Annotated in this window: 23 protein-coding genes and 1 pseudogene; 16 read left to right on the top strand and 8 right to left on the bottom strand. The window is 50.0% G+C overall.

Features of this window, described 5'->3' with window-relative positions; all coding sequences use genetic code 11:
* From AC5JO6_RS18775 to AC5JO6_RS18760, 4 genes are all read left to right on the top strand, one after another.
* Window positions 1-313: hypothetical protein (locus AC5JO6_RS18775; protein ID WP_496082590.1), on the top strand; the 313-nt coding region annotated here is incomplete at its 5' end.
* Between the two features lie 151 nt (window positions 314-464).
* Window positions 465-722, top strand: a complete 258-nt coding sequence (locus tag AC5JO6_RS18770; protein WP_496082589.1) for a hypothetical protein — start codon at window positions 465-467, stop codon at window positions 720-722.
* A 273-nt stretch (window positions 723-995) separates the two neighbouring features.
* Window positions 996-2,273: a serpin family protein gene (locus AC5JO6_RS18765; protein WP_496082588.1), complete on the top strand. Its 1,278-nt coding sequence runs from the start codon at window positions 996-998 to the stop codon at window positions 2,271-2,273.
* A gap of 80 nt (window positions 2,274-2,353) precedes the next feature.
* Window positions 2,354-3,733: a bifunctional folylpolyglutamate synthase/dihydrofolate synthase gene (locus tag AC5JO6_RS18760; protein ID WP_496082587.1), complete on the top strand. Its 1,380-nt coding sequence runs from the start codon at window positions 2,354-2,356 to the stop codon at window positions 3,731-3,733.
* 120 nt (window positions 3,734-3,853) lie between these two features.
* Here AC5JO6_RS18760 and AC5JO6_RS18755 read toward each other — a convergent pair whose 3' ends face one another.
* Window positions 3,854-4,006 (bottom strand): transposase, encoded by a 153-nt coding sequence (locus tag AC5JO6_RS18755; protein WP_496082586.1) that lies wholly within the window; start codon window positions 4,004-4,006, stop codon window positions 3,854-3,856.
* Between the two features lie 70 nt (window positions 4,007-4,076).
* On the opposite strand from AC5JO6_RS18755, the pseudogene AC5JO6_RS18750 reads away from it, so the two are divergent.
* Window positions 4,077-4,247 (top strand): annotated as a pseudogene (locus AC5JO6_RS18750) (transposase); the annotation flags it as partial.
* A 74-nt stretch (window positions 4,248-4,321) separates the two neighbouring features.
* Window positions 4,322-5,941: an ArnT family glycosyltransferase gene (locus tag AC5JO6_RS18745; protein ID WP_496082585.1), complete on the top strand. Its 1,620-nt coding sequence runs from the start codon at window positions 4,322-4,324 to the stop codon at window positions 5,939-5,941.
* Window positions 5,942-6,112: 171 nt separating this feature from the next.
* On the opposite strand, the gene rpmA is transcribed toward AC5JO6_RS18745, so the two are convergent.
* The 5 genes from rpmA to AC5JO6_RS18720 form a co-directional block, all read right to left on the bottom strand.
* Window positions 6,113-6,406 carry a 50S ribosomal protein L27 gene (rpmA, locus tag AC5JO6_RS18740; protein WP_496082584.1) on the bottom strand — a complete coding sequence of 98 codons (294 nt, stop codon included), beginning with the start codon at window positions 6,404-6,406 and terminating at the stop codon, window positions 6,113-6,115.
* Between the two features lie 93 nt (window positions 6,407-6,499).
* A complete protein-coding gene (rplU, locus tag AC5JO6_RS18735) occupies window positions 6,500-6,910 on the bottom strand; it encodes a 50S ribosomal protein L21 (protein ID WP_496082583.1) in 411 nt (136 codons plus the stop codon).
* Between the two features lie 170 nt (window positions 6,911-7,080).
* Window positions 7,081-7,647 carry a 5-formyltetrahydrofolate cyclo-ligase gene (locus AC5JO6_RS18730; protein WP_496082582.1) on the bottom strand — a complete coding sequence of 189 codons (567 nt, stop codon included), beginning with the start codon at window positions 7,645-7,647 and terminating at the stop codon, window positions 7,081-7,083.
* A gap of 23 nt (window positions 7,648-7,670) precedes the next feature.
* Entirely contained in the window at window positions 7,671-8,300 is a 630-nt protein-coding gene (locus AC5JO6_RS18725; protein WP_496082581.1) for a class I SAM-dependent methyltransferase, read from the bottom strand.
* Between the two features lie 126 nt (window positions 8,301-8,426).
* Window positions 8,427-9,638, bottom strand: a complete 1,212-nt coding sequence (locus AC5JO6_RS18720; protein WP_496082580.1) for a site-specific integrase — start codon at window positions 9,636-9,638, stop codon at window positions 8,427-8,429.
* Window positions 9,639-9,871: 233 nt separating this feature from the next.
* Here AC5JO6_RS18720 and hemH point away from each other — a divergent pair, with 233 nt between their 5' ends.
* Window positions 9,872-11,035 (top strand): ferrochelatase, encoded by a 1,164-nt coding sequence (gene hemH / locus AC5JO6_RS18715; RefSeq protein ID WP_496082579.1) that lies wholly within the window; start codon window positions 9,872-9,874, stop codon window positions 11,033-11,035.
* Between the two features lie 49 nt (window positions 11,036-11,084).
* Here the strand turns inward: hemH and AC5JO6_RS18710 are convergent, their stop codons facing one another.
* A complete protein-coding gene (locus AC5JO6_RS18710) occupies window positions 11,085-11,543 on the bottom strand; it encodes a phosphohydrolase (protein ID WP_496082578.1) in 459 nt (152 codons plus the stop codon).
* A 63-nt stretch (window positions 11,544-11,606) separates the two neighbouring features.
* Entirely contained in the window at window positions 11,607-12,659 is a 1,053-nt protein-coding gene (locus AC5JO6_RS18705) for a squalene/phytoene synthase family protein (RefSeq protein WP_496082577.1), read from the bottom strand.
* Between the two features lie 6 nt (window positions 12,660-12,665).
* On the opposite strand from AC5JO6_RS18705, the gene AC5JO6_RS18700 reads away from it, so the two are divergent.
* The 9 genes from AC5JO6_RS18700 (at window position 12,666) to apcD (ending at window position 18,816) form a co-directional block, all read left to right on the top strand.
* The gene (locus AC5JO6_RS18700; RefSeq protein WP_496082576.1) at window positions 12,666-13,064 is read left to right on the top strand and encodes a hypothetical protein; all 399 of its coding nucleotides are present in this window, start codon (window positions 12,666-12,668) and stop codon (window positions 13,062-13,064) included.
* A 280-nt stretch (window positions 13,065-13,344) separates the two neighbouring features.
* A complete protein-coding gene (gene accD / locus AC5JO6_RS18695; protein ID WP_496082575.1) occupies window positions 13,345-14,280 on the top strand; it encodes an acetyl-CoA carboxylase, carboxyltransferase subunit beta in 936 nt (311 codons plus the stop codon).
* A 285-nt stretch (window positions 14,281-14,565) separates the two neighbouring features.
* Window positions 14,566-15,057 (top strand): photosystem II cytochrome c-550, encoded by a 492-nt coding sequence (gene psbV, locus AC5JO6_RS18690; RefSeq protein WP_496082574.1) that lies wholly within the window; start codon window positions 14,566-14,568, stop codon window positions 15,055-15,057.
* Window positions 15,058-15,180: 123 nt separating this feature from the next.
* On the top strand, window positions 15,181-15,681 hold the full coding sequence (psbV2, locus tag AC5JO6_RS18685; protein WP_496082573.1) for a photosystem II cytochrome PsbV2: 501 nt from the start codon (window positions 15,181-15,183) through the stop codon (window positions 15,679-15,681).
* A 123-nt stretch (window positions 15,682-15,804) separates the two neighbouring features.
* A complete protein-coding gene (gene petE, locus AC5JO6_RS18680) occupies window positions 15,805-16,224 on the top strand; it encodes a plastocyanin (RefSeq protein ID WP_496082572.1) in 420 nt (139 codons plus the stop codon).
* Window positions 16,225-16,376: 152 nt separating this feature from the next.
* Entirely contained in the window at window positions 16,377-16,706 is a 330-nt protein-coding gene (gene petJ, locus AC5JO6_RS18675; RefSeq protein WP_496082806.1) for a cytochrome c6 PetJ, read from the top strand.
* A gap of 231 nt (window positions 16,707-16,937) precedes the next feature.
* Entirely contained in the window at window positions 16,938-17,651 is a 714-nt protein-coding gene (locus AC5JO6_RS18670) for a rhomboid family intramembrane serine protease (protein ID WP_496082571.1), read from the top strand.
* A gap of 267 nt (window positions 17,652-17,918) precedes the next feature.
* Window positions 17,919-18,179, top strand: coding sequence for a hypothetical protein (locus AC5JO6_RS18665; RefSeq protein ID WP_496082570.1), 261 nt, complete (start codon window positions 17,919-17,921; stop codon window positions 18,177-18,179).
* A 151-nt stretch (window positions 18,180-18,330) separates the two neighbouring features.
* The gene (gene apcD / locus AC5JO6_RS18660; protein WP_496082569.1) at window positions 18,331-18,816 is read left to right on the top strand and encodes an allophycocyanin subunit alpha-B; all 486 of its coding nucleotides are present in this window, start codon (window positions 18,331-18,333) and stop codon (window positions 18,814-18,816) included.
* Window positions 18,817-18,883 lie beyond the last annotated feature (67 nt).

The raw sequence follows: 18,883 nt of genomic DNA, 5'->3' as shown, positions 1-18,883 counted from the left end.
AAGAACGATCGCACTTGAAGTAGCAACGATCGCATTTCAAACAAGAACGATCGCATTTCAAATAAGAACGATCGCATTTCAAACAAGAACGATCGCACTTGAAGTAGCAACGATCGCATTTCAAACAAGAACGATCGCACTTCAAATAAGAACGATCGTGTTCAGAGTAGGAACGATCGCGCTTGAAGTAGCAACGATCGCACTTGAAGTAGCAACGATCGCATTTCAAACAAGAACGATCGCACTTCAAATAAGAACGATTCCTTTGGAAAGCTTCGCTAACGCGCTTGAAACAGGAACGATCGTGTTTTAACTAGCAACGACTCCTTTGGAAAGCTTCGCTTTTCTTGAATGCCGAAGGCTATACGCACTTGAAAGTCGAATGGTCGCGCTCTGAGGTTGAATGATGGAGGTTGGAGGTTGGGCGATCGCATTCTCATGAGTATTTAGCAGCCAGTCGCAAATTGGAATCGTTGGGATACGACAGAGCGCAAGCCTATCAGTCTATTCGTGACTTGCAACAGGTTTGGTACACAGCACTTCCAACATGGAGCGTGATTAATCGTACGGAGACTTTGATGAGCCGTTTTACTCTATCTCATTGGGATTCAATAATTATTGCTGCTGGCTTAGAAGCAAATGTTCACACGCTTTACACAGAAAATCTTGGATACTCAAGTATTGATGGGCTAGAAATTGTCAATCTATTTAAAGCTCCTTGAAGCTGCACGGCATAATAACCCGGTTGGAGCGGACTAACGAGAGATCTTAGTGGTGAGGCAAAGGTCACTGGTAACCGCTCAACAGGAACCTTACCCAGAGAGGAAATGACAAATTGATAAGAGAGTCTGCTGCAAAGCCTGGGTTTGATTGGGATTGTGCCAGGTCATCGTTTCTTCAGTTACCAAATCTGCAACGATCGCGTCCTTCCATCCCGAACATGAGATCGTGGAAGTGTAGAAAGCATCATGTAGCGTTTGGTCAGGAGTGCGGAAATGAGTCAGTATGGCTTACGACGGACAGGTGTGGTGGCGATCGGCAGTTTGATTCTGCTTGGGCTGATGGGATGTTTGAAGGCAACGAGTGTGAATCCGGCAACTGCTACTCCTCAGCCGACACAACTACAGCCGATCGCCATGCAGAAGCCTCAAACCGTTAATCCAAAGCTTGTCACTGCGAATACGACCTTTGGGTTCAAGCTGTTTTCAGAGTTGCTGAAGCAAGATCGCGGCAAAAATGTGTTTGTCTCACCATCGAGTGTGGCGATCGCGCTGTCGATGGCTTACAACGGTGCCACTGGTGCCACGCAACAGCAGATGGCAAAAACCCTTGAGCTTCAGGGGATGAGCTTAAATGAACTCAATCAGGGAAACGCAAATTTGAAAGCACTGCTGGAGCATCCTGATAGTGGGGTACAGTTGGCGATCGCCAATTCGCTCTGGGCGCGGCAGGGCGTTCCTTTTCAGCCGACCTTCATGCAACACAATCAGAAATTTTACGGCGCACAGGTCACAGATTTAGACTTTGCGGCTCCTAATGCCACGTCCACTATCAACAACTGGGTAAAAGAAAATACTCGTGGCAAAATTAGCCAAATTGTTGATAGCCTGAAGCCCGATGATGTAATGTTCTTGATTAATGCCATTTATTTCAAAGGAAGCTGGACAAAGGCGTTTGATAAGAGCGACACCACTAATAAACCCTTTTACATGTCGAAGGGTCGTCAGAAAAGCCACCCCATGATGGCGCAAACTGGCAGCTATAAGTACTACGAAAATGACCAGTTTCAAGCGGTCAGCCTTCCTTACGGCAAACAGAAGGTGAGTATGTACATCTTCTTGCCGAAGCAGTCATCTAACTTATCTAACTTTTCAAAAACGTTGACTGCTGAAAACTGGCAGCAGTGGATGGGGCAATTTAGAAAGCAACCGGGTTCAGTGCAGGTGCCTCGCTTCAAGCTGGAATATGATGTGGCACTGAAAAAAGCATTGTCCGCTCTGGGAATGCCGATCGCCTTTGATGCCAACAAAGCCACCTTTGACAACTTGAGTACTGTAGCCACCAAGATTGATCAGGTGAAGCACAAAACCTTTGTGGACGTGAACGAAGAAGGCACCGAAGCAGCAGCAGCGACCTCGATCGGCATCGTCACAACCTCCATGCCCATGAACGAACCGTTTCAAATGGTGGTCGATCGTCCCTTCTTCTGTGCTATTCGTGACAACCAGACTGGAACCGTGTTGTTTATGGGCGCGATCGTCGATCCAAAATAGTCCTGCCCTCCGCGTCCTCCGCGCCTCTGCGGTACAGCCTAAGATAGTAGAACCGCAGAGACGCAGAGAGCGCAGAAAGTTTGGATATCGACGCAACACTGCAACAATTTGCCCGGTTTGGGGTCAAACTGGAACTGGAATCGACTCAACAGCTTTTAGCCGTGCTGGGCAATCCTCATGAGCAGGTGCCGATCGTGCATGTGGCAGGCAGTAATGGCAAAGGCTCCGTTTGTGCATATCTTTCGGCGGTGCTGACGGAAGCAGGCTATCGGGTGGGACGCTATACCTCACCGCATCTGGTCAGTTGGCAAGAGCGGATTTGCATCAAGGAACAGCCGATCGCTACTAGCGATTTGGAACAGGTACTTCAGCAAGTCATTACCGCTAGCCGATCGCTTGAACCATCCCCCACCCAGTTTGAAATCTTTACGGCTGCTGCATGGCTACACTTCGCACAACAGCAGGTTGATCTTGCCGTGATGGAGGTTGGGCTGGGTGGACGACTGGATGCGACGAATGTGTGCGATCGCCCGTTAGCCAGTATCATCACCTCCATTAGCCGCGAACATTGGCAGCGCTTAGGTCCCACGCTGGCAGATATTGCCTGGGAAAAAGCAGGCATTCTCAAACCTAACTGCCTTGCGGTGATTGGGCAGGTGCCGCCCGAAGCCGCTGCGGTCATTCATCGCCGTATTGTCGAACTCAACTGTCCCACTCTGTATCCGCCACCCGCTAAGGATCTAGGCGACGGTTGGGCAGAATATCAGGGCACCGAGGCATACGATGTTGAATCAGACTCTCCAACGTTTGCAGCAGATAGTGTGGTTGTCGTTAAAGCGCTCAAGTATCGATCGCCCCTTCTCGGAGACATTCAGCGTCATAATGCCGGACTCGCGATCGCTGCCCTCCAGAGCCTCCGCCAAAAAGGATGGCAGGTGTCAGACGAGACGATCGCAAACGGCATTGCTAAAACAAAATGGGCAGGACGACTGCAATGGTTCCATTGGGAAGGACATCAGCTTTTGATTGATGGTGCACACAATCCCGCCAGCGCTAAAGTGTTGCGGCAGTTTGTGGATAGCCCCGCGATCGGCGTTGACCGCAGTACATCGATTCATTGGGTCATGGGAATGCTTTCCACCAAAGACCATGCGGATGTATTTAAAGCATTACTGAGAGCGGGCGATCGGCTTTACCTGGTGCCTGTTCCCGACCACAGTACCGCTGATCCTGAAGCACTAGCGGCGATCGCCCACGAAATTTGCCCCGATCTCGCAACCTGTCAAACTTACCCCGACGTGCTTTCCGCTTTAGCAGCCGCCACAGACAGCAGTTCAACGTCTCAGCTTTCAGCCAGAATGCAGTCTCAAACAAATACTCCCCTCACCGTCTTGTGTGGTTCGCTGTATTTAATCGGGCATTTCTTTCAACTAAACAATGCTTCAATGGACAATAAGTAGCTAGGCGGAATTAAACTTAAAACGTTTCAGTATATGCCCATCTGTTTGACTGCGAGCTGCCATGCCATCAATGACAGCCATTACCAGGTAATACTCGTTGTCAAACATCTGTCCTGCAATTTACTGGGTTTTGAGTTGATGCCACTCGGTTTCAATATCGTTCATCTCAGAGCAATACTTGGGCAGCATGAACAAGAATAAGCCCTTTTGTTGCCAGTTTTGCCACTCTGCTTGAGCGGCTTGCCTGGTATGAATGGTTCCATTACCTTGCACAGTATGGTACGCCGTTGCCGCAGTGGGTCATGGCTGTTTGCCGCTGGAGCGTACAGGTCGTCTTGCGCTCAGAGTAAACCAAAGGGTTCGTGTTGCTCCCAAAAAGGTGGTGGTGGAGCGGACTTTTGGCTGGCTCATGGGCTGCCGCCGCCTTGTCAAAGACTATGAGTGGTTGCCAGAAACAGCGGAGACTTTGATTTATCTGGCGATGATCCGTATCATGGTGCGGCGGTTGGCATAAAATCTGACTGCTCAAACCTTTTCAAACGTCCTCTTAGTTTGACAGTCTGACACAACCCAACAAACATTCTCCTCATGCCACGATCGCTCTTGCCATTTCTTATTGCCTTTATCCTGCTGCGATTGGTCTTTTGGTTCGCCACTTTCCCCAATCCTGATGAGGCGTATTACTGGCTTTGGGGACAGCATCCAGCACTTTCTTATTACGATCATCCACCGTTAGAAGCCTGGGTTCAAGGATTTTTTACCGCCATTTTGGGACGTTCTACATTCACGTTGCGGCTGCCTAACGTATTGAGTAATGCAATTTTTTTCTATACTTACTATCAGATTATTCGCTATCTTTACGGCAATAAAATACAGCGATCGCTCTGGTTAATTGTGTTGCTGATACTGGCATCTCCACTCTATTTCTTATTTTTAACGCTGGCGTGGCATGACCATTTACTGATTACGTTTTCATTAATTTCTGCATACCAACTCATTCGTTTTCTGGATAGCTATATAGCAGATGGAAAAGGCGAAAGCTGGCGTTTATATGCAGCAGCAGGAGCGATCGCACTAGCAATATTGTCCAAATACAACGCGGTTTTCGTCATCCTGGGTTTTGCAGCGACGTTGGTAGCAGATAAGCGTTTACGACCCTTGTGGCGCGATCGACGGTTATATTTAGCAGCAGAGATCGCACTCACTGCCTTCATTCCCATCGTATTGTGGAATCTTTCTAATGATTTTCAGTCGTTTCGCTACTATGTCGATCGTAGCGTTGGCACAGGTAATTTTAGCCTTAAGTTCTCACCCTTTTTTAACTTTGTGCTATTTTCGATTCTGCTGGTTTCGCCTATGCTTTGCTTCGGCTTCTTTCAAGGGGTGAAACGAATTAGGCGATCGCTTGGCACACGTACCATTTATCCCACAGTTGCGTTTTGGGTGTTCATCATCTCTACCGTTACTCTTACAGGAATTTCGTTACTTTCTGCTGCACTATACTACTGGAATATCACAGCGTATTTGTTACTGTTTCCGTTGCTACCAGCAGTTTTTGAGAAGGAGCAATTAGCGAACTCCTTCGGAGAAGCAAGCTACAGCGGTCAGCAGTCAGAATTGAAAACTCAAAACTCAAAACTCCTCAGTAATACGATACAAAGCACTATTCAAAACTCAAAACTCAAAACTCAAAACCCTCTTCATTTCTTATCCCACAAGCCCCTTTTCTTCGCTGCACAGTTCTACGGGTTGCTGTTTGCAACGCTGTTAGTTGTGCATTACAGCATTTTTCCACTATCTGCTTTATTCGATCGGGAAACTGACCCAGATTCGCGGATGTTGTTTGGTTGGAATGAGGTTGCAGATGTAGTTAAAATGCAGACAGAAGCGGTTGGCATCGATCGCTTTCTCGCCACGACAGATTATCGCTCTGCCTCAGCATTGGCGTATCAGTTGAATGATAAAAATGTGATGGCAATCTCCGATCGCATTGACCAATTCGACTTTTGGTATACCGATGATGCAGCCTTCAAAGGTCGCAATGCGTTGATTTTGTCGGATGATTGGCATCCGGTACAACCAAAGTTACTGGCTCAGTTCGATCGCACCTCAGAGCGAAAGACGATCGCGATCTTCCGCTTCGGTATCTGGATTAAAAACTATTACCTTGTCAAAGGCTATGAGTTCCGAGGTGGCAGAGTTTCTTGAGTCAAAAACCACGAAAAAGCTCTCAACCGAAAGCCAAATTTTGGAAGAAATGGCTACTGATTGAGAGCTTAAAAATGCTTGAGAAACGTAGCCTTGTGCAGTGAAGAAATCATGCCAAAAATTCAAAAGCTGCCGCCTTTTTCGACTTCTAGCGCGTGAGTTCTGTTGTAACTATGCGGTTGTTGCTACAGGTTCAGCGACGGCTGTTTCAGCAACAGGATAGACGCTAATTTTCTTTTTGCTTTTGCCGTAGCGCTCAAAAGTGACAATGCCGTTGATGAGCGCGAACAGAGTGTCATCACTGCCGCGACCCACATTGTTACCAGGGTGAACTTTGGTGCCTCGCTGCCGGATCAAAATATTGCCTGCTTTCACGGTTTGTCCACCGTAGCGCTTAACGCCCAAGCGCTGAGCATTAGAATCGCGACCGTTGCGTGTACTGCCTGTACCTTTTTTGTGAGCCATAGTCCCCTCAGTCTCTCTTGTTTCTAACAGAAGTCTAATTCACATTAACTATTGATCGATCGCTCAGCATGAAGCCGAGCCTCATCAGATCGGCTAAACGTCGTCAGTCTCTTGCGTTACCGCTGCTACAGGTTCGGGTTCTACCGCTGTCGGCGCACCTTTTTTGGTTGCCTTGGAGCTAGAACCGCCCACATTAATGCTATCAATCATCAAGCGAGTTAGCTCCTGACGATGCCCTTGCTTTTTGCGGGTTTTCTTTTTGGGCTGCATCTTGTAGACAATAATCTTGCGATCGCGCAAATGCTGTAGCACTGTTGCCTCGACCGTTGCTCCCTCAACAAGCGGTTGCCCAACGCTGATTTCACCCTCATCTTGAACAAACAGCACTTTGTCGATCGTAATCTGAGTATCGGGTTCAGCCGGAAGACGATTAATGTCATAGAACCGACCAGGCTCTACGCGCCACTGTGTGCCGCCCAGTTCGATAATTGCGTAAGAAGTCATGAAAACACCTTAAGAGTTGCCGTACAGGTAGCCTACGAAAGTAATCGCAGGCTTTTAGTGTGTCCGACCTGATCCGAGCAGGAATAGACAGTCAGCTTTCCAGTATCTCTAGTTTTTAGGAAGAATGTCAAGTTCTAATGGTCAACCAATGCAGTCTAGCTTCAGAAATTCTACGAACGCTGGTCTGAAAAGAACAGCCCTTTTTCTGTACAAATAGCTGTGAGCGGTCGATCCCACGCATCTTCAGGCAGTGTAGGCAGATACGCAAAGTCAAAGACAATGCCGATCGTCGGTTTTTCTGCCCACATTGGGGATGCTAACAGCCGATCGTAAAAGCCGCCGCCGTAGCCTAAGCGGTAGCCACGGGTGTCGCAGGCGATCGCAGGCACCAACAGCAGCTCCACTTGTTTCGGCTCAATGATGGGCGAATCTGGATGCGGTTCCAGGATGCCGTAAGCGCCAGATTGAAGTGGCAGTGAAGCTTGAGGATGCCAGGTATGCCAGTGCAGCGTTTTGCCCACACAGCGCGGAAAGCCCCAGACTTTCTCAACTCCAAAGAGTGTACGCAGATCCGGTTCCTGCCGAATGCTGAAGTACGCAAGCACCGTCTGAGCCTGGGTAAAAAGAGCAGACGATCGCAGATGTTCACAAAGCTGATGACTATTTGCTTGCCAAAGGTCGGGCGTGAGCGATCGCCGAGTTTGCAACAGCGATTGTCGCAACTCTTTCTTGGTCATTGCACCTCCCACGACACAGCAGATTAGGGCAACTTTTTTACCTGAATCACTTGAAGGCTACCACCCGCGTGGAGTGTTTGCTTCACAAGCTGAAAGCCAGTTGCTTCGAGTTGTGCAGCGAGATCGGTACGAATCAACGCCCATGCGGTTTCGGTTTCAAAGAGCAGCAGAAAGAGCGCTAGTCCGGGTACAAAAAGCGGGTTCGTTGGTTTGTGAAAATCAACTAGCGTGAAGTAACCGCCCGATCGTAAGACGCGATGCACTTCCTTGAGAATTTGCTGAAGTTGCTGTGGCTCCATTTCGTGCAGTGCCACGCTGGTATGCACCACATCAAACTGGTTATCTGAGAAGGGCATCGCTTCTGCAAAGGCTTCTACGTAATCTGCCTGGGGCACATTTTTGTAGGCGCGTTTGAGCGACAGCGGCGAGGCATCTAACCCAGTGACATGGCGCGATCGCTCCACTAAAAATTGCGTTGTTTGCCCACTGCCACAGCACAGATCGAGGATGGTAGTTTCAGGGGCGATCGGTACTCCCTCCAATGCCAATTGCCGAAAGCGTCGCTCTCCACCCACACTCAACGCCGCCAACCGCGCAAAGCTATCGTAAACCCACTGATATTGATAACTCCAGTCTCTGAGAATAGTTGCCATAGGAGGTGAGGGGAGAGGAGTGAGGGGTAAGGAGTGAAAAGGTGAAGCGGTAGCCTACTACTCTCAATCTACAAGCTGCTATCTAAAATCTCTACTCCCTACTCCCCACTCCCTACTCCCTACTCCCTACTCCCCACTCCCTACTCCCCACTCCCCACTCCCCACCCCCGGCGCAGCCAACCGACTCCGACTCAGCGCCGTCTCCACTGCCTGCTGCTGATCGCGGTGGGTGAGCCACTGATGGTAGGTGCGGGTGTGGACGGCGACAGAGTGACCCATCATGCGGGCGGCTACAGTATCGGGCAAGCCAAAGTGAATAGTGCGGACTGCCCAGGCGTGACGCAGGTTATACGGTGAAAAGGGCAAGTCGTAGCGACGGAATTGGGAGGTAACGCGCTGTCCGATACGCTGGAGGGTAGTTTGGTTGAGATCGGTTTGGATGGTGGGTAGCTGGATCGATCGCAAATTAAAGTGATCGACCCACTCTGGATAGAAGGGCCAAACCTCGTGAGACCCCGTTTTGGTACTATCAAGGACGCGAATATTGGCTTCTGACTTGCCTTGGGTCAGCATAGAGTAGTCGCAGAAGAACACTTCATGATTTCTCAAGCCATAGGTTGCCATCACCGCATAGACAAATTGCCAACCTGGATTGGGAATAGTCGCCCAGGTTGTAGCGATTAATTCGTCAGACGGTAGTGCGCGTGCTCTCATCTGACTCAGACCGTAGCTTCCCCAGAAGGTTTTCAAATCGATCGGCAACTCAACGCTCAGAAACTTAGCCAGAGCGCTTAGAGCTGTGCAGCAGATTTGACGGCTGCGAGAATGATCCTCTGTGGCGCGTACTGTGGCATAGATAGCTTCGACGAAACTCAGTTGAGGGTTTGCCTGTGCGATCGCCTCCAGTTTCCGCAAATAGGGCGCGTAAGCAGTCTCCCAGGTCGTTTTAGCGGAGGCGGAATGGCTTAACCGCGATAGCTCTGTGAAAAAGTGCTGCTCAAACGCTTGTACCTGTTGTGCCAGTCCCAATTGGTCTAAGCGTCCCCAACCGGAGCCGTTGTCGTACTGCCGCCAGTCAAACGAGTTTTGAATAATCTGTGCCGCAATCACCTTCACCGTTTGCTCTGCCTGCTTCAAGCCAGCAGGTGTGGCTGGTAGTCCCAGGCTGAGGCGCTGTTGTGATGGCTTGAGCCGTAAACTGCCGGGGCGTGGTGGCAGCATACCTCGCAGCCCTAGTTTTTGTCCCCGTCGCTCAATCTGAAAGCCCATCTGTGCTGCTTTTAAGCGCTGATTGGTTTGAGCGATACGGACATCGATCGCAGCATTAGCATCAGTCATAGCAAAGCTAGAGTTGGTTACAGGTCAGCAGTGCGCTACTTCCCGCTACCCATCTTAAAGGAGCGATCGCTGCCTGAGTAAGTTGGTTGCGTTTGCTCTGACCATTAAATCTAACGTTCTATGACGAACTTTCGAGGAAAAGATGCAATGTCTGGTTTTTACCCTAACCCTCCTCTAGAACATAAGGTTAAAATCAGTAACAAACCTGAGAGCAAGAAAAAGCTGTGGCTGTTATGGGTCGATTTGGGGTATTGCTGCTGAATTTAGGCGGACCAGACCATTTGGAAGACGTTCGTCCCTTTTTGTTTAACCTGTTTTCCGATCCGGAGATTATTCGGCTACCGTTTCCCTGGCTACAGCGTCCGCTTGCCTGGTTGATCTCAACGACACGAGCCAAAAAATCTCAAGAGAACTATCGGCAGATTGGCGGTGGCTCCCCCTTACGGCGCATCACAGAAGAGCAGGCGCAGGCGCTTCAGACACAGCTTCAGCACAAAGGGCATGATGCCAATGTCTATGTCGGTATGCGCTATTGGCATCCGTACACTGAAGAAGCGATCGCCCGCATCAAACGCGATCGCGTCGAACGTCTGGTTATTCTGCCCCTTTACCCGCATTTTTCCATTAGCACCAGTGGTTCTAGCTTTCGCCTGCTAGAGCAAATTTGGCAAGAAGATCCCAATCTGGCGCAAATTGATTACACTGCGATTCCTTCCTGGTACGATCGCCCAGGTTATCTCCAGGCAATGGCAGACCTGATTGCCAGCGAACTGGATCAATTTCCCGAACCAGACAGGGTGCACATTTTCTTCAGTGCTCATGGGGTTCCCGTAAGTTACGTTGAAGAAGCGGGCGATCCTTATCAGCGCGAAATTGAAGGCTGCGTAGCGCTCATTATGCAAACGCTGAACCGACCCAATCCGCACGTGCTGGCGTATCAGAGCCGTGTCGGTCCGGTAGAATGGCTCCAACCGTACACCGATGACGCACTGAAGGAGCTTGCCGAACAGGGCGTTAAAGATCTCGCCGTCGTGCCCATTAGTTTCGTTTCCGAACACATTGAAACGCTGCAAGAAATTGACATGGAGTACCGGGAACTAGCTGAGGAAGCAGGCATTGAAAACTTCCATCGTGTGCCTGCCCTCAACACGCATCCTGGTTTCATTGATGATCTGGCAAATCTGGTGGTAGAAGCGCTTGATGCGCCGCATTTGAAGCTGGCTGAAGTGATGCATCCAGAGAAGCAAGTGAAAATGTATCCGCCAGAGCGCTGGGAATGGGGCATGACCATTTCAGCAGAAGTTTGGAACGGTCGCCTTGCCATGCTAGGCATCCTGGCTGTGCTGTTAGAAATCTTGACGGGGCGTGGACCGCTACACGCGATCGGGTTGCTGTGAAGGTGTTAGAAGTCAGAAGTCAGAAGCCGCGAGACTCTGCGCTTAAGGGTTAGGGGCTTTCTTCATGCTCTATTGCTTTTAGAAGCCGCTGATAGACGCTGTGATACCGTTGCAGACGCTCCACGTCTTTGTCCGTTAGAACTGTCATGCGGGTGAGCGTCATATTGTCTTCCAGGTCGTAGCGCTTGACGCGTACCGCTAAGGGATTGGTCAGCACACGATCGATAAACTCGTCGTAGCTTTCATCCGATCGTCGTGTCAGACAGTCCAAGGCTGCGATCGCCTCGGTGGGAAAGCCTTCAGCCTCAAGTCGCTCTAACGTCCAGTCGGAGTCTTCCACCACATCATGCAGCACCGCTACGAGCTGTTCCAAGGTCGTTTTCCCCCGTAGCATGAGCCGGAGTGGGTGCAAAATATAGGGCGCGTTCGCTTTGTCCACCTGATCTTGATGGGCAGCAGCGGCGATCGCGACGGCACGTCCCAGCAGTTGGTTCAACGGCGGACTCATGAGCATTCATCCCGCAGATGCTTTTTAGACTGCCCCTCGCAGAGACAGAGCGTTTGCTATACCTTAGCTCGACTCTTGTCCGGAGAAAGACGGACGATTCAAAATTTTGCTAGCAACCTTGGCAACTTTGCGCCCGATCGCCCGCAAGAATGGCGGCATTGTCGAGGTATTGCGATCGAGAAAGCGCTTGACTGAGCGGTGATCGGGTGGCTGTTGCCGCAACTGATCAATCATCATTGGCAGTTCTTTTTGCACTTCAGACCAATACAACTTGGGAAACTGAGTGTAGTCAAAGTTGCAGTCGCGGAAGACGCGCTCAATGCGGTGGTAACGGTGCACTGACCAATCGCGGAGGATTGTCCATGAAGGGTGCAAATGCTCTGCCATGATGAGCGGATACGCTTTCTGCCGTAACCCGGTGAGATAGGTATCAAGCAAAAACTGCATCATTTTTGTGTAGCCTGGGTTCTGGCAGGCAGTCTGCTGAATGATTTCTTCTCGCGTCACTCCAAACTGGGCGAGCACGTCTGCGGGAATGTAGCAGATTCCTTGCTGAGCATCTTCTTGAATGTCGCGCAAATTGTTGAAGAACTGATCGAGGGCACCAAAATAGCAGGCAGCTTGCCAGTGCGCTTGAGACAAGAATGGTAGAACCTGGAAATACGCCCCACCCAAATCCTTTAGCATGGTCTCGTACTGATCGAGTGTTTCAATGGTGAGCGCATGTCCGTGATAGCGCTCGATCGCTTTTAGGTAGCGGTTCCACGACCAAATGGAGAGCCGATCGACTGGAGTAGAAAACGTCCCGAACCACTGAGTACAGATCCGAGTCAGCACCTCTCGATAAGCGCATCCTGGCTTGACCCGACCCCAGAGCAAGAGCCACTTCCAACCAGCGTAAAACTTGCGGAACTCTGCACTGCCAGAATCCACTAGCTCATTTTCAGCCAGTCGATCAATCAGGCGAATCCAGCCAATGCGCTCGATCCACTCGTCGCGTACACTAGGCTCCAACTCCATCACCCAAGCTGCGTTATCTTCGTCTTTAAGCGAATCATCTGCGATCGCATCGTGTTCAGAGGAACCCACCAAACCTGAAATTGTGATGCCATTCATATCATCGTGCTAATCTTGACCTCCACTCTAGAGTGCCCAACGATCGCCAAAATTAACGTCGTGCTATTGAATACATTGATTAAGCTCTGTACCGTAGTGACCAAAGCGCTAGCATCAGCCTTTGGTTTTGCCAACTCAACTGAGTTTCAAGCCAGTGGAAACTCATACAGTGAAATCGAAGGCACGTTTTGGACTACCGTAAAAACCACTAGCCTGCGTTGGGAAGCTGAGTTCATGCAGCAAGTTTTAGCCGCGCACGAAATCCCAGCCCGAATCATTGACTTAGGTATCGAATCTTACATGGGACAGGGTAGTCCGGCAGCGGTGCAAGTGCAAGCCGAGGATGAACAGCTAGCCATTCGCTTGCTCAGCGCTGTTGATGAGGCAACAGAAGCGTCTGAGTAACCTGCTATGATCGGTCAGCAACTAAATGGTTTTGATTGCAGTCTTAGCGCTTAGGAGTTGTACAGAAATAGCAGCATGGTCTGTAGCCGTCAGCGAAAAGCTGATCGCTAATCCAAAAGTGTGCAGTTATTTTTTAGCAAGCGCCTAGGCTCTGGCAGGGTCAGAATCTGGCAAGATGGAGTTTGGGGAAATCAGGCTATCTGTTCGGCTTTTGATCGCATATCTGAGGTTTTGGCTGAGGTATGGACAGGTAGCGAGTTAGTAAGGAACTACCGCGCTCATGTCGTTATTTGACTGGTTTGCCAATCGGCAAAAAGCTGGACCCATCAGTAAAGATCGGCAAGAACGAGAAATTGCCGATGGGCTTTGGGCAAAATGTGAGTCATGCGGTGTGCTTACTTATACCAAAGATTTGCGAACAAACCAGATGGTTTGCTTAGAGTGCAATCATCACATCCGCGTTTACAGCGATGAGCGGATTCGTCAGTTGGTCGATACCAATACATGGATTGCCCTGGATGAAGGTCTCTCTGCAACGGATCCGTTGAAGTTTCGCGATCGTAAACCCTACAGCGATCGTCTCCGCGAAACGCAAGACAAACTCAAGCTGCTCGATGCTGTGCAAACTGGGGTCGGTCAACTGGATGAGTTACCAGTCGCGATCGGCGTGATGGACTTTCGCTTTATGGGTGGCAGCATGGGTTCTGTCGTAGGCGAGAAGCTGACTCGCCTAATTGAACGTGCCACTCGTGAACGGCTGGCTGTCATTATCGTGTGTGCGTCAGGCGGAGCCAGAATGCAGGAAGGGATGCTGAGCCTGATGCAAATGGCGAAAATTTCTGGTGCTCTAGAACGCCATCGTGAGGCTCGCCTGCTCTATATTCCCGTACTCACACATCCCACAACGGGAGGAGTCACCGCCAGTTTTGCCATGTTGGGAGATATCATCCTGGCAGAACCCAAAGCGACGATCGGCTTCGCTGGACGTAGAGTCGTTGAGCAAACGCTGCGCGAAAAGCTGCCCGATGATTTTCAAACGGCAGAATACTTGCTGGAACATGGCTTTGTCGATGCGATCGTGCCGCGTACTCAGCTCAAGAAAACTCTGGCACAACTCATTCGTTTGCATCAGCCTTCTGCGCCGACTCATTTACCTGTTCACCTGTCAGGTGTGCGATCGCTCAGCGTCACCACTCCAGAAAACGTCAATTTGTGAGGGGCTTGATAAACCCGGCGATAGCAGCACTTGTGAAGAACTTTGACCGTTCTATAGAGGGTACGCTTCGCCTGTACAATCAGAAGGGAATTCATTTTAACTCCAGACTCGTCTAGCTTTGGCGAATGTGACGGTAACGCTCTCCATTCCCTGGCACCTTGTGCTTTGAACACACCTGGCTACCGCCTGGAATGCTGCTTCAAGCATGTTCTGAGGCATCCAGATAAAGCTAACTGAGTCCGGCATCTTAATAACCCAAATACCTGAGCCACAGTAAGGAGAACCATGCTTAAAAGGTACATTTGGCTTGTTGTAGCCACTGTATTCTTCGCTTTTCAGACGTTTGTCAGCAGCGTCTCGGCGGCTGAACTAGATCCAGCCACTCGAACAATTCCGCTCGACGCTAATGGTGGAACGGTGGAACTGAGCCTCAAACAGGTCAAAGAAGGTAAACGTCTATTTCAGTACGCCTGTGCCCAATGCCATGCAGGTGGTGTCACCAAGACAGATCCGAACGTTGGTCTGGAGCCAGAATCGCTGGCGCTGGCAACACCGCCCCGCAATACCGTGGACGCACTGGTAGACTACATGAAAGACCCCACAACCTACGATGGTGCCCAATCCATCGCTGAAGTGCATCCTAGCCTTAAGAGCAAGGATAACTTTCCTGAAATGCGTAACCTGACAGAAGATGACCTGGTAGCGATCGCAGGTCACATTTTGCTGCAACCGAAAGTGGTTGGCGACAAGTGGGGCGGCGGCAAGATCTATTACTAAGTAGCTTAGGTTCACTAAAGTCCCTATGCTTCTACTGAAAGACCTGAGTGATCGGGCTGTAAGCTTAACAAAAGTCTACAATCTGATCGTTTGGGTCTTTTTAGTTTGAGTGAGCCGTTACCTATGCAGCATCGCTTTTTTAGGGTTTGCCTGTTCCTTCTCGCTCTGTTTATGGTTTTGCCGCTAGCGATCGCTTCCCCAGCCTATGCGGCGACTGATGCCTACGTAACCCGCTACTTGCGTGTCACTGAACCAGTCCCTCTAGCCTTAGATGAGCAAGGCAAAACGCGGCTCTTTCCGGCAGACGAATTTGCGGCTGGCAAACAGCTTTTTGAACGTAACTGTCTCAACTGTCATGTAGGGGGGGCGACGTTGCCCGACCCCACCGTATCCCTCTCGTTGGCAGACTTACAGGGCGCAACGCCGCGACGCGATACCGTCAGCAGTTTGGTTGCTTATCTCAGGCAACCCATGACCTACAACGGTACTGAAGAAACGTTTTGGTGCCGCCAAATTCCTGAAAGCTGGCTGTCTCAGGCGCAGATTGAAAGCCTAGCTGGCTTCGTGTTGAGGGCGGCTCAAACAGCACCAGGATGGGGCGGCGCGCTCTTTCCAGAGAAGTAGGCGATCGGTCGTTGTCAAAGTCTCATAGCTTGCGCTGCATAACCGTTTGGATTCTTCGACGCGCTGTCGTACATATGGTTTAAGATCGTAAGTGTGTAATGCGCTTAAATCCCTAAGAGAGCTATGAAATCAATCAATTCTGTGACGAAAAGTCTTTGCCTCAGCCTGATGGCTGCCCTACTCGTTATTGGTAGCTTTGTCGTGTCTGTTGCTCCGGCTGCTGCCGAAGCCTTCACGGTCAAAATGGGCGCTGATAACGGGCTGTTGGTTTTCCAACCTGCTAACCTGACCGTCAAACCAGGTGACACAGTCAATTGGGTTGTCAACAAAGTGCCTCCCCACAATGTCATCTTTGATGACAAAGCGATTCCTGGGAAAGATAAGGCACTCGCCAAGTCTCTGTCTCATCCTCAGCTCGAAATGTCTCCTGGCAAGGGCTATGAGTTGACCATCCCCAAAGACCTCGCGGCTGGTGAATACTCTTACTTCTGCGCGCCTCACCGGGGTGCTGGCATGGTCGGTAAGCTGACCGTTGCAGGCTAACTGACAAATTGAATGGAACTATCTGCTAAGACTGGAGATAGTTCCATTTCTGTTTTATGGCTGCCCGATCGAACATCACCCCGCTCTGTCAAAACATTCTGTTGCTTGGCACCTCAACTCCTACAAAAACACCTAACTGGAAGGAAAACCGTTTGAAGAGACTGTTGCTCACAGCCCTGCTGGCGATCGTGCTGCTCATTAGTCTGGCAGCGCCAGCACAGGCAGGTAATCCTGCAAACGGTGCAAAACTCTTCAATGCGAACTGTGCTGCCTGCCACATGGGTGGCAACAATGTCATCCTTGCGAAAAAGACGCTGAAGAAAGAAGCGTTGGAGCAGTACGGTATGGCTTCTTTAGACGCGATTAAAAATCAGGTAACTAAGGGTAAAAACGCGATGCCGTCCTTTCGTGGGCGGCTGAATACGACGCAAATTGAAGATGTTGCAACCTACGTTCTAGAGCAATCTCAAAAAGGCTGGTAGACGAAAGGTTGGTAGACGATCGGTGGCTTGCGCGACTTGTCTGCTGGAAATTTCAATGTAAACTGGGCGATCGTCTAGCCTGAAATGTTGCTAACGGAACGATCGTGCCTTTTTCTGAGCCTTCCTGAGCGCATCAGGGGCACTGTTTAACAATCTGTCCCTGGATCAGCTCTCATTGGGAACGAAGTGTAGTATTCTCGCTTCTAGCCAACTACAAAGAAGGAAAAATCGGTGGTTCCCCTTCGTGACAATAATCCAACGAGCATTACTCCGGTTGTAACCTATGTGTTGATCGCTGCGAATATTCTGGTTTTTCTTTACGAACTAAGTCTATCGCCACCCCAGCTTGAGCAGTTTTTTCGCATTTGGGCAGTCGTTCCTAGGGAGTTAACGGCTAGTTTCTCTGGTCAATTAGCCGTTCAACCATTGCCAGAATGGATTACCCTCTTCACCTCTCAGTTTCTGCACGGCGGCTTTTTACACGTTGCTGGCAACATGCTGTTTCTCTGGATCTTTGGCAATAATGTCGAAGACCGTTTGGGACACGTTAAATATTTAATCTTTTATCTTGCGTGTGGTGCTTTGGCAGCGCTAACGCAATGGTTTTTCTCCTCCGGCTCAGCCATTCCATCATTGGGGGCAAGTGGCGCGATCGCGGGCGTAATGGGTGCCTACATCTTGCGCTTTCCCAAAGCAGAAGTGCTAACCCTGATTCCTCTCGGCTTTTTCTTCTGGACGTTTCGTGTACCAGCCTTTGCCTTTCTGGGGTTTTGGTTTTTGCAGCAAGCCCTTTACGGGTTAGCCAGCCTGGAAGCGCCGATGAACATTGGAATGGAGAGCGGCGGCATTGCATACTGGGCTCACGCAGGGGGCTTTGTTTTTGGTGCGATCTTGGGTCCACTGCTGGGCTTATTTTCAGACAATTCCAAGACGCAGACGTTTTAGAAGAGCGTGTGGTCTGTGGGCTTTTTGAAAGAATCTTGGCGTTGCTGAATGCAAGTATGATTTCCCTCATCCCCAGCCCTTCTCCCCAAGGAGAAGGGAGCTAGAATCGAATCGAGTTCCATCGCCCGTTGGGAGAGGGTTAGGGTGAGGGCAGATTTGACAATTCATATTTTTGTTCAGCAACGCCAGAATCTTTAGCCTGTGGGCTTTTTGAAAGAGTTTTTAGCCTATGAGCTAAAATGGACATGTACTTGAGCGGCTACAACGATGCCTCGGTTGAACCCTTTTACACTCCAGATGGAGGTCACTCGCATGTTTGAGCAGGGGCAGTCATTTTTTGCCCCTCTCAAGGTGCAGGACTGGTTAAAGGAACGCAACGAAGATCCTGGTGCTTACGACATTCTGTTTAACCAAAAGCCAGCGCCTCCTGGTTCGGGTCAGGTGATGACAGTGGAGATTGAGCTGCGTCGTAAAGACGGTCAACCGACTGACGCATGGCTCCAGGAAGAAGTTAATCGCCACGCATGATGCTGAGTGAGTGACCAGTGCTGAGGAGCGATCGAATGCCCTGAATGTTAACGTTTGTAAACTCTCACTCAGCAATTTTTTCTTTTCCCTTTCGCTCCGTCCCCTTGAGTCGCTAAACTACAGAGAGATATCCGCAGAGACAGCCATAATTATGAGTGTAGTTAGCCAAGTCATTCTGCAAGCCGACGATGAACTGCGTTATCCCACCTTGGGCGAACTTCAGGGCTTGCAAGGCTTCTTTAAAACTGGCGAGCAGCGTACCCGTATCGCTGCCACGCTATCGGAAAGTGAGAAAAAAATTGTTCAAGAAGCAAGTAAGCAGCTTTGGAAAAAGCGCCCAGACTTTATCGCTCCCGGTGGCAATGCCTACGGCGATAAGCAGCGTGCCCTCTGTCTGCGTGACTACGGTTGGTACTTGCGTCTGGTAACATACGGCATTTTGTCAGGCGATAAAGAGCCGATCGAAAAAATCGGGTTGATTGGCGCACGCGAAATGTACAACGCTTTAGGTGTACCCGTTCCTGGTATGGCAGAAGCAATTCGTTGTCTAAAAGCGGCTTCTCTGGAGCTACTTTCGGCTGACGATGCGGCAGAAGCAACGCCTTATTTCGACTACATTATTCAAGCAATGTCTTGAAACAAGCCTAGTCATTAGTAAATTAAGTTCCCCGTTGTTGGTGGAGGTCTTTGGCGATCGCTCGTCA

The organism is Tildeniella sp. (assembly GCF_059505325.1).
The sequence above is the reverse complement of the archived record's forward strand: the minus strand, read 5'-3'. Positions and strand labels throughout refer to the sequence as shown.

Excerpts from the sequence above, each read along its gene's own strand:
- AC5JO6_RS18765 (WP_496082588.1), top strand. The coding sequence starts at position 996 with ATGAGTCAGTATGGCTTACGACGGACAGGTGTGGTGGCGATCGGCAGT.
- AC5JO6_RS18745 (WP_496082585.1), top strand. The coding sequence starts at position 4,322 with ATGCCACGATCGCTCTTGCCATTTCTTATTGCCTTTATCCTGCTGCGA.
- rpmA (WP_496082584.1), bottom strand. The coding sequence starts at position 6,406 with ATGGCTCACAAAAAAGGTACAGGCAGTACACGCAACGGTCGCGATTCT.
- rplU (WP_496082583.1), bottom strand. The coding sequence starts at position 6,910 with ATGACTTCTTACGCAATTATCGAACTGGGCGGCACACAGTGGCGCGTA.
- AC5JO6_RS18730 (WP_496082582.1), bottom strand. The coding sequence starts at position 7,647 with ATGACCAAGAAAGAGTTGCGACAATCGCTGTTGCAAACTCGGCGATCG.
- AC5JO6_RS18725 (WP_496082581.1), bottom strand. The coding sequence starts at position 8,300 with ATGGCAACTATTCTCAGAGACTGGAGTTATCAATATCAGTGGGTTTAC.
- AC5JO6_RS18720 (WP_496082580.1), bottom strand. The coding sequence starts at position 9,638 with ATGACTGATGCTAATGCTGCGATCGATGTCCGTATCGCTCAAACCAAT.
- hemH (WP_496082579.1), top strand. The coding sequence starts at position 9,872 with ATGGGTCGATTTGGGGTATTGCTGCTGAATTTAGGCGGACCAGACCAT.
- AC5JO6_RS18710 (WP_496082578.1), bottom strand. The coding sequence starts at position 11,543 with ATGAGTCCGCCGTTGAACCAACTGCTGGGACGTGCCGTCGCGATCGCC.
- AC5JO6_RS18705 (WP_496082577.1), bottom strand. The coding sequence starts at position 12,659 with ATGAATGGCATCACAATTTCAGGTTTGGTGGGTTCCTCTGAACACGAT.
- accD (WP_496082575.1), top strand. The coding sequence starts at position 13,345 with ATGTCGTTATTTGACTGGTTTGCCAATCGGCAAAAAGCTGGACCCATC.
- psbV (WP_496082574.1), top strand. The coding sequence starts at position 14,566 with ATGCTTAAAAGGTACATTTGGCTTGTTGTAGCCACTGTATTCTTCGCT.
- psbV2 (WP_496082573.1), top strand. The coding sequence starts at position 15,181 with ATGCAGCATCGCTTTTTTAGGGTTTGCCTGTTCCTTCTCGCTCTGTTT.
- petE (WP_496082572.1), top strand. The coding sequence starts at position 15,805 with ATGAAATCAATCAATTCTGTGACGAAAAGTCTTTGCCTCAGCCTGATG.
- AC5JO6_RS18665 (WP_496082570.1), top strand. The coding sequence starts at position 17,919 with ATGCCTCGGTTGAACCCTTTTACACTCCAGATGGAGGTCACTCGCATG.
- apcD (WP_496082569.1), top strand. The coding sequence starts at position 18,331 with ATGAGTGTAGTTAGCCAAGTCATTCTGCAAGCCGACGATGAACTGCGT.